This is a genomic window from Stenotrophomonas sp. Y-13 (assembly GCF_046267925.1).
Classification (GTDB): domain Bacteria; phylum Pseudomonadota; class Gammaproteobacteria; order Xanthomonadales; family Xanthomonadaceae; genus Stenotrophomonas; species Stenotrophomonas acidaminiphila_A.
Map to the genome: position 1 here is coordinate 3,658,637 of NZ_CP176501.1, position 14,487 is coordinate 3,673,123.

11 protein-coding genes are annotated in these 14,487 nt (G+C 69.7%); 2 read left to right on the plus strand and 9 right to left on the minus strand.

Annotation, left to right across the window (positions count from 1 at the left end):
- Positions 1–5 precede the first annotated feature (5 nt).
- Positions 6–1,247: a dipeptidase gene (locus tag ACJ7VY_RS16475; protein ID WP_104940049.1), complete on the minus strand. Its 1,242-nt coding sequence runs from the start codon at positions 1,245–1,247 to the stop codon at positions 6–8.
- A gap of 147 nt (positions 1,248–1,394) precedes the next feature.
- Positions 1,395–2,564 (minus strand): class I SAM-dependent rRNA methyltransferase, encoded by a 1,170-nt coding sequence (locus tag ACJ7VY_RS16480; RefSeq protein WP_409476081.1) that lies wholly within the window; start codon positions 2,562–2,564, stop codon positions 1,395–1,397.
- Between the two features lie 277 nt (positions 2,565–2,841).
- Here ACJ7VY_RS16480 and ACJ7VY_RS16485 point away from each other — a divergent pair, with 277 nt between their 5' ends.
- Together ACJ7VY_RS16485 and ACJ7VY_RS16490 are read left to right on the plus strand one after the other, a co-directional pair.
- Complete coding sequence (locus tag ACJ7VY_RS16485) at positions 2,842–3,801, plus strand: TerC family protein (protein ID WP_104940328.1); 960 nt, start codon at positions 2,842–2,844, stop codon at positions 3,799–3,801.
- A gap of 100 nt (positions 3,802–3,901) precedes the next feature.
- Complete coding sequence (locus ACJ7VY_RS16490) at positions 3,902–4,696, plus strand: rhomboid family intramembrane serine protease (protein WP_104940051.1); 795 nt, start codon at positions 3,902–3,904, stop codon at positions 4,694–4,696.
- 7 nt (positions 4,697–4,703) lie between these two features.
- Here ACJ7VY_RS16490 and ACJ7VY_RS16495 read toward each other — a convergent pair whose 3' ends face one another.
- From ACJ7VY_RS16495 to rpmH, 7 genes are all read right to left on the minus strand, one after another.
- The gene (locus ACJ7VY_RS16495) at positions 4,704–5,780 is read right to left on the minus strand and encodes a glycerophosphodiester phosphodiesterase (protein WP_409476835.1); all 1,077 of its coding nucleotides are present in this window, start codon (positions 5,778–5,780) and stop codon (positions 4,704–4,706) included.
- 160 nt (positions 5,781–5,940) lie between these two features.
- A complete protein-coding gene (locus ACJ7VY_RS16500) occupies positions 5,941–7,557 on the minus strand; it encodes an ABC-F family ATP-binding cassette domain-containing protein (protein WP_409476082.1) in 1,617 nt (538 codons plus the stop codon).
- A 184-nt stretch (positions 7,558–7,741) separates the two neighbouring features.
- Positions 7,742–9,091 carry a tRNA uridine-5-carboxymethylaminomethyl(34) synthesis GTPase MnmE gene (gene mnmE / locus ACJ7VY_RS16505; protein ID WP_409476083.1) on the minus strand — a complete coding sequence of 450 codons (1,350 nt, stop codon included), beginning with the start codon at positions 9,089–9,091 and terminating at the stop codon, positions 7,742–7,744.
- A gap of 3 nt (positions 9,092–9,094) precedes the next feature.
- Positions 9,095–11,749, minus strand: coding sequence for a polysaccharide deacetylase family protein (locus ACJ7VY_RS16510; RefSeq protein WP_409476084.1), 2,655 nt, complete (start codon positions 11,747–11,749; stop codon positions 9,095–9,097).
- A gap of 132 nt (positions 11,750–11,881) precedes the next feature.
- Positions 11,882–13,594: a membrane protein insertase YidC gene (gene yidC, locus ACJ7VY_RS16515; RefSeq protein ID WP_313256011.1), complete on the minus strand. Its 1,713-nt coding sequence runs from the start codon at positions 13,592–13,594 to the stop codon at positions 11,882–11,884.
- Complete coding sequence (gene rnpA, locus ACJ7VY_RS16520) at positions 13,594–14,055, minus strand: ribonuclease P protein component (RefSeq protein ID WP_054668516.1); 462 nt, start codon at positions 14,053–14,055, stop codon at positions 13,594–13,596. Before rnpA ends, yidC begins: the two co-directional genes overlap by 1 nt.
- 38 nt (positions 14,056–14,093) lie before the next feature.
- Entirely contained in the window at positions 14,094–14,234 is a 141-nt protein-coding gene (rpmH, locus tag ACJ7VY_RS16525) for a 50S ribosomal protein L34 (protein WP_006404565.1), read from the minus strand.
- Positions 14,235–14,487: the final 253 nt, after the last annotated feature.

Sequence of the window (14,487 nt, forward strand, 5' to 3'; positions counted from 1 at the left end):
CCCGGTTACTTCGCGGCGTTCTTCGCCGCGTAGTCCTGCGCCTGGCGCATCACCCGCAGCACGTTGCCGCTCCAGATATTGGCGATCTGCGCATCGCTCAGGCCGCGGCGCTGCAGCCAGGCGGTGATCTTGGGCAGGTCGGTGACGTCGCGCATGCCCGGCAGGCCGCCACCGCCGTCCCAATCCATGCCGATGCCGACGTGGTCGGGGCCGACGACATCGAGCAGGTGGGCGAAATGGACGAAGAAGTCGTCCAGCGTCGCCCGCCGCCGCGGCAGGCGCTGGTCCAGCTCGGCCATCCCCCGCGCCAGCGCCACGCCCTGTTCGATCGGCATGCCATCCCAGCCGCCGAGCCGCTTTTCGAGGTCTTCCTCGGCCTGCTTGCGCTCCGGGCTGGGGGTCTCGTCGAGCAGGTAGCCGCCGTAGGCGTTGACCTGGATCACCCCGCCCTTGGCGGCGAGCTGGCGCAGGCGCGCGTCGTCCAGGTTGCGCGGATGGTCGAACACCGCCTTGGCGGCGCTGTGCGAGAGGATGAACGGCACCGGCAGCATCGCCGCCAGGTCATCGAACACCGCGTCGGACGCATGCGACTGGTCGATCACGATGCCCAGCCGCACCGCCTCGTGCACCAGCGCCTTGCCGGCCGGGCTCAGGCCCTTCCACTCCGCGCCCTTGGGGTCGGTGGCCGAATCGGCGAACTCGTTGTTGGCGAAGTGCACGGTGGACAGCAGGCGCAGCCCGGCCTTGTGGTAGAAGCCCAGCAGCGACGGGTCGGCCACCAGCGGGCTGCCGTTCTCCATGCTGATGTAGACCACGCGCTTGCCGGCGGCCTTGATCCGCGCGGCATCGTCGGCGGTGAGCGCCAGCTGGAAGCGGTCCGGGTGCGCGGCCAGCATTTCGCGGATCTCGATCAGCCGCATCAGGCCGTGGTCGCGCTCGGCCAGGTGCGCGGCGGGGCTGCGGTCGCCCTGGTCGGTGTAGATCGCCCAGAAGCCGCCGTCGAGCGCGCCGTCGAGCATGCGCGGGTAATCCACCTGCGACAGCGCGTTGTGGTCGTGGCGGTGCAGGATGTCGAAGCCGGGCCGGGCCAGGTTGGCCGGAGTATCCAGGTGGCTGTCCAGGGTCAGCAGGCGCTGCTGCAGGGCCTTGGCGCGCGCCAGTTCGGCCTGGGTGAATTCGACGGCCTGGGCGGACAACGGGGCGCCCAGCGCCAGGGCGAGCAGCAGGGACAGACGACGCAGCGACATGCGGGCCTCGGCTTCGGGGAAAGGCCACGACCATACCGCCGCCGCGGCGCGGACCGGTAGTACCCGCCGTTGCTACAGCCATAGCCGCCGGGCATGGCGCCCGATCCGCGCGCTATGGGAGCGACCGTTGCCGCTCCCCTGGAATGCTCAGTCCACGACGCGGCAGAACACCGCCTTGAGATAGCGCGATTCCTGCACGTGCGCCATGAACGGGTGGTCCGGGCCGGCGCCCGCCACCTTCAGGATCTGCAGGGTGCGGCCGGCGTAGAACGCGGCGCGGCGCAGCATGTCCAGGAACTGCTCCTCGGACACCAGGCCGGTGCAGGAGAAGGTGGCGAACAGGCCGCCGGGCTTGACCACGCCCAGCGCCAGCTTGTTCATGTCCAGGTACTTCTTCAGCGCGTTGATCACCTGGTCGCGGTCGCGGGTCATCTTGGCCGGATCCAGGATCACCACGTCGTACTGTTCGCCGCGGTTGGCGGCATCGCGCAGCCACGGGAAGATGTCGGCCTGCACGAACTTCGGCTTGGCGTTGTTGAGCCGGGCGTTGCCCTTGGCGATCTGGATCACGTCCTGGTCGATGTCCACGCCCAGCACCTCGCTGGCGCCGCGCGCGGCCGCGTACACGGCGAAGCCGCCGGTGTTGCAGCACAGGTCCAGCACGCTCCTGCCTTCGACCTGCTGGCTCAGCCACTGCCGGTTCTCGCGCTGGTCGGCGAAAAAGCCGGTCTTGTGCGCGCCGGCCGGGTCAGCACGGAACTTGATGCCGTACTCGGTGATGACCGCTGGTTCGGTGGTGGTGTTGCCGTGGAAGTCGAAGCTCTCCTGCTTCTGCACGTGTTCGTCGGCGAAGCTGTGGAAGCGGCAACCCGGAAACTGCGCGCGCAGCGCCTCGTAGATCCACTCGCGGTGGCGGAACATGCCGGCGGCGAAGAACTCGACCACGATCAGGTCGTCGTAGCGGTCCACCACCAGCCCGGACAGGCCGTCGCCCTCGCTGTGCACCACGCGCCACGCGTTGGACACCTGGTCCAGCTTGAGCACGTCACGACGCAGCGACACCGCGTCGGCGATCCTGGCGGCGAACCAGGCCTGGTCCACGTCTACGTTGCGGCGGGTTTCCAGGATGCGCACGGCGATGCGCGAGTGGCCGTTGTAGAAGCCGCGGCCGATCCACTCCCCATCCACCCCGACCACGTCGACGATGGTGCCGGGCTTGGGCTTGGCGACGGGCTTTTCGACCAGCTTCTGGAAAATCCACGGGTGGCTGGAGCGCCACGCGTTCTTCAGGCGTACGACGGGAAGGGGGGTATTCATGGGCGCCATTGTAACGGGCGCCGGGCCGCCGCCGCGGCGCATTCATTGACGGCAAAGCGTCAAACCGGCACTATCGGCGGCTGAAGGGGAGTAGCTCCCAGACGTTGTCGCCGTCAGTTCGAGCCGCAAGGCTCCGGTGCAACGGCAGTCCCGGCCCCGGGGCTGTGAGCAAGACCTTCGCCGCATAGGCGAAGCTCTGTCCCCGGTCTCCCCGATTCCGTGTCCAGTTCTTGGCCCCTGCGGTTCCCAGAACCTCCACATGACCGGAACTCCCATGATCCAGACAATCGGTAATCCCTGGCTTTGGGGCGGCTTCGTCGCCGTCGTCATCGCCGCCCTGTTGATCGACCTGGTGCTGATGCGCCACGGCGGCCCGCACAAGGTGACCTTCAAGGAAGCCCTGCTGTGGTCGATCGGCTGGGTCGCCCTGGCCCTGGCCTTCAACGCCGGCCTCTGGTACTACCTGAACGAGACCGCCGGTACCGCGGTGGCCAATGAAATCGGCCTGCAGTTCCTGACCGGCTACCTGATCGAAAAGGCGCTGGCGGTCGACAACATCTTCGTCTTCCTGCTGATCATGGGCTACTTCGCGGTGCCCGAGACGGCGCGGCAGCGCGTGCTGATCATCGGCATCCTGGGTGCCATTGCGCTGCGTACGGTGATGATCTTCGCCGGCACCGTGCTGGTCAGCCAGTTCCATTGGCTGCTCTACGTGTTCGGCGCGTTCCTGCTGTTCACCGGCTGGAAGATGTGGTTCGCCGCCGGCCAGGAACCGAGCCTGGACGACAACCCCGCGCTGAAGTTCATGCGCCGGCACCTGCGCATCACCCATGAGTACAACGGCAACCGCCTGATGGCCGAGAAGAACGGCGTGCGCTGGTTCACCCCGATGTTCGTGGTGCTGGTGCTGATCGCGGTCACCGACGTGATCTTCGCGGTGGATTCGATCCCGGCGATCTTCGCCATCACCACCGACCCGTTCATCGTGCTGACCTCCAACGTGTTCGCGGTGCTGGGCCTGCGCGCGATGTTCTTCCTGCTGGCCGGCATGGCCGACCGCTTCCACCTGCTGCCGTACGGCCTGGCGGTGATCCTGGGCTTCATCGGCGCCAAGATGCTGCTGATCGACCTGTACAAGATCCCGGTGCCGGTGTCGCTGGGCGTGGTCGCCGCGATCCTGGTGGTGACGATGGTGCTGAGCCTGAAGCTGCCGCCCAAGGGCGGGCACAAGGCCTGACCCGGAACCGGCACACGCCGCGATTGTCCCGCCGGTGGTACGCCGGCGTCCCGAGGCGGCGCCCTTGCATTCACTGCAGGGCGCCGCAATCCCGAAAGCCATGGACACTTCCAACACGCCAGACACCGGCCAGACCTCGGCCACCGACCGCAGCAGCGACCGCCGTCGCGTGCTGCGCGCCTTCAACCTGAGCCTGGGTTTCGTGCTGCTGCTGGTGGCGATGTTCGCGCTGCAGCAGACCGGCTGGGACTGGCGGCCCTGGGCGGTGGGCCCGCACGACACCGCGGGCCTGTTGGGGCTGCTCGGCGCGCCGCTGCTGCACGGTTCCATCGAACACCTGGCGGCCAACGCGGCCGCGCTGCTGATCCTGGGAACCCTGGCCGGCGCCGTCTACCCGAAGGCGACGCTGCGCGCGTTGCCACTGCTGTGGCTGGGCTCGGGCGTCGGTGCGTGGATGCTGGGCGAGCCCGGCAGCCACCACCTGGGCGCCAGCGGCATCACCCATGGCCTGATGTTCCTGGTGCTGGGGTTGGGCCTGCTGCGCCGCGACCGCGCCGCGATCGCCGCCGGCATGATCGGCGTGCTGTTCTACGGGGGCATGGTGATGACCGTGCTGCCGCACGAGCCCGGCGTGTCGTGGCAGTCGCACATGGGTGGCGCGGCCGCAGGCGTGATCGCCGCCCTGCTGTTCCGCCATGCCGACCCGCTGGCACCGCGCAAGCGCTACAGCTGGGAGGACGAGGACGAACAGGACGACGCCGATGCGCCGCTGGCCGATGCCGAGCTGGAGCCGCCGTCGCCCGGCCAGGTGCCGGTGCTGTGGCAGCCGCGCGAGGGCCGCGACTACGAGGTGGTGGTGCAGCTGCGCCCGCGCCCGCGCCGCGACCCGTCGTGACCGGGCATCAGCCGGCGCCGCCGGCAACGGGGGCATCGCCGTCCACCGCGCGGCGGCCCAGCGCCGGGTCGTCGGTGAAGAAGGCATCGATCCCGGCCCGCAGATAGGCACGGATCTCGGCGATGGACCCCTGTGGGTTGCGCGCATCGGCTGCGCCCTGGCGCAGGTCCGGCGGCAGGAACGGGTTTTCCGGGCGGAAGGTATAGGCCACCACCTGCAGGCCGGCGGCATGCGCGTCGGCGATCAGTGGCGTGGGCGCGGCCAACCGCCCCTGCGCATCCAGCGGCAGCAGCGCGCGGCGCTCGACGCCGATCGCATCGGCATAGCCGGCCACCTCGCGCAGGCCGGCCGGCGTGGCCATGCGCGCGTAGGTCAGCTCGCCACCGGCCAGTGCCACGTCGGCAGGCCGCGCCTGGGCGTCGCCCAGCAGCTGCAGCAGGCGGATGTTGGACTGGCGGCCGATGCGCGCGCGCAGCTGGCGCAGGTTGGCGGTCTCGAACGACTGCACCAGTACCGGTGCGACACGGGTGTAGGGATTGCCGCGCAGGGCGTCGAGCAGGCGCTCCTCCATCGCCAGGCCGATGCCGCGGAAGTAACTGCCGTGCTTGATCTCCGGCGCCAGGCCGATGCCGCGCCCGCTGCGCCGCGCCTGCTGCACCAGGAACTCGAGGATTTCGTCCAGGGTGGCAATGCGGAACTCGCCGTCGAACGCGGTGCCGCGCAGCTCCGGCAGGCGCTCGCGGGCATGCAGGGTCTTCAGTTCGGCCAGGGTGAAGTCTTCGCTGAACCAGCCCTCGACGCGCCTGCCCTCGATCACCTTGCTGGTGCGCCGGGCGGCGAACTCCGGGTGCGCGGCGACATCGGTGGTGGCGCCGATCTCGTTCTCGTGGCGCGCGACCATCACCCCGTCGCGGGTCATCACCAGGTCCGGCTCGATGTAGTCGGCGCCATCGACGATGGCCTGCGCGTAGGACGCCAGCGTGTGCTCGGGCAGCAGCGCACTGGCGCCACGGTGCGCGTACACCGATACCTGCGGCGATGGGGGAACGGGAGCGGCGGCCATTGCCGTCGAGGATGCCATCATGCACAGCCCTGCCACCACCGCCATCACCGCTTTGCCGGACACCGCCCGCTCCTGTTGCCGTCATTGAAGGAAGCGGGAGTGTGCGGGGTGGATGTGACCGGCATGGGACATGGCCGCGCCCAGCGCCGCCACTGCCCGCATCGCGTGCGGCTGGCGTGATTCACGGCGGCAACCGGCACCAGCCGCCGGCGCCGGCATGCAGGCGGCCGCTGATGCCGATGCCACGCAGGAACGCTTCGTCGTGTGCCGCCACCAGCAGCGTGCCCGGCCAATGCCGCAACAGCGCTTCCAGCGCCTGCGTCGCCTCCAGATCAAGATGGTTGGCCGGTTCGTCGAGCAGCAACAACTGCGCCGGTGGCTGCGCGTACACGGCGCAGGCGAGCGCCAGCTTCATGCGCTCGCCGCCACTGAGCGCGGCGACCGGCGCGTCGGCGTGCCCGGCAGCCAGGCCCAGCAGCGCCAGCCGGGTGCGCAGCTCGGGTTCGGCCATGCCCGGGGTGGCATGGCGCAGCTGCTCCACCGCCGTACCCTGCGGCACCGGCAGGGACAGATGCTGGTCGAGCCAGGCATGCGCCACGTTGACCTGCACCGTGCCGTGCCGCGGTGCCAGCCGTCCGGCCAGCAGCTGCAGCAGCACCGACTTGCCGCTGCCATTGCGGCCGGTGAGGGCCAGCCGCTCGCCCCGCCCCAGCAGCAGGTCGATCCGCGCCAGCGCACCTTCGACGAACGGCAGCACCACGTCCTGCAGTGCGGCCACCCGGGCGGGCGCAGCGCCGGCGGCGGCGGCCGGCAGCAACACCACCGGGGCCGCGGCATCCACCTGCGCCGCCGCCTGCCGTACCTGTTCCTGCAGCTGCTCGCGTTGCTGTTGCCGTTGCAGCAGCGCCTTGCCGGCGCTGGCCTGCGCGCGCTGCTTCTGCCGGCCCAGCAGGATCGGTGCCTGGTTGGCGTGCGCCGCTTCACGGTTGCCACGGGCGGCGCGACGCTCGCGTTGTTCCTGCTGCTCGCGCAGCATCCGTTCGCCCTGGCGGCGTTCGTGGCGCCGCTGTTGCAGCGTGTCCGCGGCCTGGCGCCGCTCTTCGCTGCTGCGCGCCGCGTAGAAGTCGTAGTTGCCACCATGGCTGCGCAGGCCCAGCGAGGACAGCTCGACGATGCGCTGCATGTCGCCCAGCAGCTCGCGGTCGTGGCTGACCACCAGCAGGCCGCGTGGCCAGCCCCGCAACTGGTCGCGCAGCAGCTGCCGGCCCGGCGCGTCGAGATGGTTCGTGGGCTCGTCGAGGATGAGGAAATCGGCGTCCGACAGGAACGCGCCCGCCAGGGCCACGCGCATGCGCTGGCCGCCACTGAGCCGGCGCACCGGCGTCTCGGCGGAGACGCCGTGCAGCTGCATACGCTCCAGTGCGGCCTGCAGCTGTTCGCGCAGCTGCCAGCGCTCGCCCAGTGCTTCGAAATCGGCGGGGTCGCTGCTGCCCTGCTCGATACGATGCAGCGCCGCCAGCGCATCGCCCAGGCCGGCGAGTTCGGCGACGCTCGCGGACGGCGAAGCGTCGATCTGCTGCGGCAGCCACGCCACCGGCCCGGAGCGCAGGCAGCGCCCGCGGGTGGGCGCCAGGCGGCCGGCCAGCACCTGCGCCAGCACGCTCTTGCCCACGCCGTTGCGCCCGACCAGCCCGGTCGGGCGCGCGTCGAAGGTTTCGTCCAGATCGGAAAACAGCAGCCGGCCGTCGGGCAGCTGCCAGGAGACGCGTTCAAGCGTCAGGAAGGGAGTCGTGGTCATTGCATTCCATCCATGCCCGGATCACCCGGCTGCCGGCGGCAGCGGGACTTCGCGAGGCCTCACCAGCGCGTGCTGGCGGGGCGGGCATCAATGGCGCATTGGACCGGACTCCTTCAGGGCCGCCATCACGGCGGCCCGCGCAGACTAACCGGCCGCCGATGAACGTTTCAATGCCGGCGGCCGGCTACTTGCCGATGCAGAAGCTGGAGAAGATCCGGCCCAGCAGGTCGTCGGCGGTCATGCGGCCGGTGATTTCGCCCAGCGCCTGGTGCGCCAGGCGCAGTTCCTCGGCAGCCAGTTCCAGGTGGTCGTGGCGCAGTTGCGCATCGGCATCGTCCAGGTGCGCAGCGGCCAGGGCGATGGCCTGCACATGCCGCAGGCGCGCGGAAAACTCGCCCTGCTGGCCTTCACCGGCGCCTTCGCTGGCAAGTTCGCGCAGGCGCGCGTGCAGCTGATCCAGCCCCTGCCCACTGGCGGCGGAGATCGCGATCACGTCGCCGCCCGCTGGTTGCGGCCATTGCCGCAGCAGGTCGCATTTGTTCAGTACCCACAGCTGGCGCGCGGCCTGGGCGGCGGCATCGCCGACCGCCTGGCGGCCCGCTTCCGGGTCGCGTGCGTCCAGCACCACGATGGCCAAGTCGGCGCGCTGCATTTCGGCGCGGGCGCGGCGCATGCCCTCGCGCTCGATGGCATCGCCGCCTTCGCGCAGGCCGGCGGTGTCGACCAGCTCCAGCTCCAGGCCGTCGATGCGGATGGTCTCGCGCAGGGTGTCGCGGGTGGTGCCGGCGATGTCGGTGACGATGGCGCGCTCGCTGCCGGCCAGGGCGTTGAGCAGCGAGCTCTTGCCGGCGTTGGGCGGGCCGATCAGCACCGCGTGCAGGCCGTCGCGCAGCTTGCGGCCACGTTCGGCGTCGGCGCGCAGCCGCGCCAGCGCCGCGCGCGCCTGGGCCACGCCGGCGCGTACCTGCGCGCCGCCCAGCGTATCCAGTGGCTCGTCGGCGAAATCGATGGCGGCCTCGACGTGGATGCGCAGCCGCACCAGCTGTTCGGCCACGTCCTCCACGCGCCGCGAGAACACGCCGTCGAGCGAGCGGCGGGCAGCGCGGGCGGCACGTACGTCGCCGGCGGCGATCAGGTCGGCGATGGCCTCGGCCTGGGCCAGGTCGAGTTTGCCGTTGAGGAAGGCGCGTTCGCTGAACTCGCCGGCCCGCGCCTGGCGCGCACCGAGCGCGACGCAGCGCTCCAGCAGCTGGCGCAGGACCACCGGGCTGCCGTGGCCCTGCAGTTCCACCACGTCCTCGCCGGTGAAACTGCGCGGACCGGGGAAGTACAACGCGATGCCGTCGTCGAGCACCTCGCCGTCCGCATCGCGGAAGCGCGCGTAGTGCGCATGCCGCGGTTGCAGCGCGGGGCAGCCGAGCCCGCGTGCGATCGCCGCCGATGCGGGACCGGAAAGCCGCAGGATGCCGACGCCGCCGGCCGCAGCGCCGCTGGCGATGGCAATGATGGTGTCGCGCCCGGCGCTGTCGTTCATGGCTTACAGCTTCTGCAGTTGCGCGCGGGCTTGCGCGGCGCCGCTGCCCTGCGGCTGCAGTTCCAGGTAGGTGGCGTAGGCCTGCTTCGCCCGGGGCTTGTCGCCGGCGTGGAAATAGGCGTCGCCCAGGTTGAGATGGGCCACCGCGCGCGACGGGTCGATCTTCAGTGTGTTCTCCAGCCAGCGCGCCGCTTCGGCGTAGCGTTGCTGGCGGTAGTAGACGAAGCCCAGATTGTTGGCGGCTTGGGCGAAATCCGGGCGCAGCTTGAGCGCTTCGGTGAACTGTGCCACCGCCTCGTCGTAGCGCTTCTCGCGGTACAGCTGCAGGCCACGGTCGTTGGCCTGCTGGGCGCGCTGGCGGTCGGACGCCGGCACCGCCGCCGGCACTACCAGCGTGCTGCTGCCGCCCTGCAGGCTGGCCACCTTCACCGCGGCCTCGGCACCGCCCTGGGCCGCATCGACGCGGCTGTTGAGCGCGATGGCGTCGGCCGAGAGCTGGGTGGTGCCGGCGTTGAGGAATTCCTGGCTGTCCGGTACCTGGAACACGAACTCACCGCCCTGCGAGCCTGGCAGGCTGCCGAACGCCGGGGTCTGCCGCGATACCGCCGACACCGCCGGCGCGACGTAGGCGGCCAGTTCGGTGCCGGTGATCAGGCCGTCGCCGTTGAGGTCGCCCTTGCCGGACAGTGCCTGCAGCAGCACCCAGGTGAACACCGAGTGGCCATTGGGCCCGCTGTCGGCCACCTGCTGGTCGGCGCCACCGGCGGTGAGCATCTGCCGCGCGGCACGCCGCGCGTTCTCGCGCAGGAACGCGGAAGACGACGCGCCGCCGCGGGTCAGCCCCAGGCCGCTGTAGCAGGCGTCCATCACGAACAGTACGTGCTTGGCCTGCAGGCTCTCGGCGATGTTCTGCACGTCGGTCATCGCGATCGCGTCGGTGGCGAACTCGCGCGGGTCCGAGTCCACCGGGATGATGTAGCCCAGGTCGCGCCCGGAGGCGAGCTGGCGGGTGGCGCCATGGCCGGCGAAGAACACGAACACGCGGTCGTTCTTCTGCGTGCGGCCATCGGCGAGGCGGTCGTGGAACGCCGCCAGGATGTTGTTGCGGGTGGCCTCGTGGTTCTTCAGCACGATCACCTGCGAGGAAGGGAAGCCGAACTGGGCGGTCAGGGTGTCGGCCACGGCCTGCGCGTCGCGGCTGGCATACTCCAGCTTCGGCCACTTCGCGTAGTCGTCGATGCCGATCACGATCGCCCAGGACTTCTCGTAGCCGGTGGTAACGGTGGCTGGGTTGCCGGCATCGCGGCGCGCGCGGCTGACGGAGAAATCGCGGCCGTTCCAGCCGGCGAACTGGTAGCCGTCGGCGATCAGCCGGTCCAGGATCTGCGGCAGCGCCTTCACCGCGCGATCGTGGATGTCATGGAACAGGATGATGCCCTTCTGCTCCTTCTGCACCTGCTCGAGCACGCGCTGCACGATGGACTCCGGCACCGGGTCGGCCCAGTCCATCGAATCGATGTTCCACATGATCGACTTGAGCCCGGCCTCGCCGAGCAGCTGCAGGCCTTCGGCGTTGCGCGCGCCGTAGGGGAAGCGGAACAGCGGCGCGCGCTCGCCACCGACCCGGCGCAGCAGCGTGTCGGTGCCCAGCACCTGCTCGCGCAGCGCGTCGCCGCTGGTGCGCGACAGCTGCGCGTGGGTCAGGCTGTGGTTGCCCACCGCATAGCCGTCGGCCATCAACTGGCGGCTGATGCCCGCCATCGCACCGAGCGTCACCGTGCCGTCGGCAGCGACGGTGCCGATGTTGCGGCCCACCTCGAAGAACACGCCGGGGACGTCGTAGCGCTTGAGGATGGCGCTGATCTCCTCGGTATGCGCCTTGTGCGGACCATCGTCGAAGGTCAGCACCACGGTTTTGGCCGGCAGGTCGCGGCCGAAGATCTCGCGCTCGCTGTCCTTCATCGACATCGGGTAGGGCTCGATCACCCCATGGTCGCGCAGGATCGCCTCGCGCTCGTAACGGGTACGCAGGTGGGCCAGGTAGTCCTCCCACTTCTCGCGCTTGAGCGCGATGGCGCGGGTGCGATCGAAGCGGCTGAAGATGCGGGTCACTTCCTGGTTGTAGTTGCGCTCGATCTCGTCCAGCGCCTCCAGATCCTCGCCGATGCGCTGGTGCAGCTTGACCGCCGGCAGCGAGGAATCGGCGCCGATGCGCGCGTGCAGGTCGCGCAGCACCTCGCGGAACGCCAGGCGGTCGGCATCGAACAGATCCGGCGCCGACTCGATGTAGTCCAGCACCACGCCGAGCGTGGCGAAGCGCTGCGGGCTGGCGGTGCGCAGCAGCGCATCGAACTGCGCGGCGATCGCCTCGCGCTGCTCAAGCCCCTGGTGGAACAACTGCTGGCCGATGCGGGTGGACGTGGCGCGGTCGCGCTCGCCCTGCGCGCCCTCGTCGGCCAGCAGCACGATGATGCGGCGGTGGCCGTCGAGTTGCTTCTGCAATGCCGCCAGCAGGGGCGCGGCGGCAGGGTCGGCGGCCGCGGCCTGTTCCACTGCCGGGGCCGGCGGTACGTCCTGCTGCCCGCCACCGCACGCGCCCAGCAACGCGGCGATCGCCACGGGCAACAGGAAACCGCGCAGTGCTGGAAAACGGGACATGGCAGGCGAAGACGGGCGGAGGCCGGACGATTCTAGTGGAGCGGCGCCTGCGCCGCTGGCCCCGTGGGCAGCACGACGGCGCGCACCCGCGCCGCGCATGCGAAAAGCCCGCCTTGCGGCGGGCTTTCGCGTTTACTTGGCTTCGGCCTTGGCCGGCGGCGTCGGTGCGTCCTCGCCGTGCTTCTTGGTCATCCACCACTGCTGGGCCAGGCTCAGCCCGCCGTTGACCACCCAGTACAGCACCAGGCCGGACGGCATGAAGACCGTTATCGCGCCGAACACCAGCGGCATGAACTGCATCATCTTCTGCTGCATCGGGTCCATGCCCGGTGCCGGGGTCAGCTTCTGGGTGAACCACATCACCGCCACGTTGATCACCGGCAGGATGAAGTAGGGGTCACGCGCGGTCAGGTCCTGGATCCACGCGAACCACGGTGCCTGGCGCAGTTCCACCGATTCCACCAGCACCCAGTACAGGGCGAAGAAGATCGGCATCTGGATCAGCAGCGGCAGGCAGCCGCCCATCGGGTTGATCTTTTCCTTCTTGTACAGCTCCATCATCGCGGTCTGGAACTTCTGGCGGTCGTCGCCATAGCGTTCCTTGAGCTGGGCGATGCGCGGCTGGAACTTGCGCATCTTGGCCTGCGACTTGTACTGCGCATTGGCCAGCGGGAACAATGCCAGCTTGAGCAGGATCACCAGGCCGATGATCGACCAGCCCCAGTTGCCGACCAGCTTGTGGACCTGGTTCATCACCCAGAACAGGCCCTGGCCGATGATCGCCATCAGCGAGAAGCGGCTGTAGTCGACCACGCGCTCCAGGCCGGGGACGTCTTCCTTGGCGATCTGGCTGACCAGCTTCGGGCCGACCCACAGGCGTGCCTGGGTGCTCACCTTCTGGCCCGGGGCCACGGTGAAGCCTGGGCCGCGCGCCTCGATGACATGGCGCGGGCCGTTCTGCGAAAGCAGGTACAGCGAGGCCTGGTCGGCCTGCGGGATCCACGCGGTGAAGAAGTGGTGCTGCAGCATCGCCACCCAGCCACCGGTGATGGTCTGGTTGAGGTTGCCGTCCTCCAGGTAATCGGCGAAGGGCCGGCGCTGGTACTTCTTGTCGTTGTCGTACCAGGTGGCGCCGTTGAAGCTGAAGGAATCGGGGTTGGTCATGCTGCGGCTGAGCACCGGCGGCACCCGGTCCAGCTTGCGGAACACATAGCCCTGCCACGGCGTGGTGCCGGCGTTGACCACTTCATCCTTGACGCCGATGGCGTAGTCGCCGCGCTTGAAGGTGTAGGTGCGATGGATGCTGACGCCGTTCGGGCCGTTCCAGACGAACGGCACCTGCAGCTCGCTCTGGCCATCGGCCAGGGTGTAGTCCTTCGCCGCCTGCACCGGCTGGAAGCCGTTGGCGCCCGGCGCGGCCGAGCCGCCCTGGCCGACCCAGCCGCTGGTGGCGCTGTACGGATGCGCCTTTTCCTCGGTCAGCAGCTGCACCGGCGGGCTGCCGGCAGCCTTGGTCTGCGGGAACTGCAGCAGGTCGGCGTCGAGCACGCTGCGGCCGTCGAGCACCAGCTTCAGCACGTCGGTGGTCACGTTCACGCGGGGCGCGGTGGTGGCCGCTTCCAGCGCCGGCGGAGGCGTGGCCGTGGCCTGCCCGGGAACGGCCGCCTGCGGTACGTTGCCGGCGGCCGGCGGTGCCAGGTCGGCATCGTTTGCCGCCGGTACCGCGGGCTGGGTCGCGGCGACGGTGGCCGGGTCCGGCGCGTTCTTCTCGCGGCCCCACTCCATCCACAGCAGCACCGCCACCATCAGCCAGGCGAAAATCAGGAATACACGGGTCTGGTTCATCAGCAGGCAGGCTCGGCTCGACCAGGCAGGGTGCCCGGCGCGTTCAAGGAAGAAGAGGGTTCGTTGCCCTCGCGCGGCGGCATTGTGCCGTCAGCGACCACGGCGGGCAATGCGCCGGCACGGCGCAGCAGGCGTTCGAACGCCTCGCGGATCTGCCGGTTGCTGGCAAGTCTGGCCGCCGAGCGGGCGACCACGACGTAGTCACCCCCGGCCATGCCCGCCCGGAGGTGGCGTGTGGCATCACGCAGCACACGCTTGATACGGTTGCGGCCCACCGCGTGCGTATCGACCTTGCGTGACACGGCCAAGCCCAGCCGGGCGGGGGAATCCCCTTTCAGCCAGTGCAGTGTCATCAGCGGGTCGGATACACGGCGGGCGCCGTTGAAGACCGTTGTATATTCGGCACGCGTACGAACCCGCGCAGAGCGAGGAAATCGCTTGCGCGGGTCGGTGCTGCTCACGATCGGAGTTGCATCTGCCGCACGGGGCGGCAACGCAATCAAGCGCTGAGGACTTTGCGGCCCTTGGCGCGGCGACGCGACAGGATCTTGCGGCCGTCAGCGGTCTTCATACGCGCGCGGAAGCCGTGATCGCGCTTGCGCTTGAGGTTGCTGGGTTGGAACGTGCGCTTGGTGGCCATGGGGGCACCTGTATGAATGGGACGGAAAGAACCGGAAATTCTATAGACCCCACCCCCACTGCGTCAAGCCTTGTCCGGCCTGCGCCGCAGGGGTTTCATCCACAGGCTGTGGATGATCCTGTGAACAAGTCAGGGACAAGCATTCCCGCCCCCGCCGCGCGGTGGTAGTCTGGGCCATCCACTTTCCCCTACTCCGGCACGTGGCCGGGCGGCTCGCTGCGCCCGTCCCGCGTGCCTTCTACGATTATTCCTG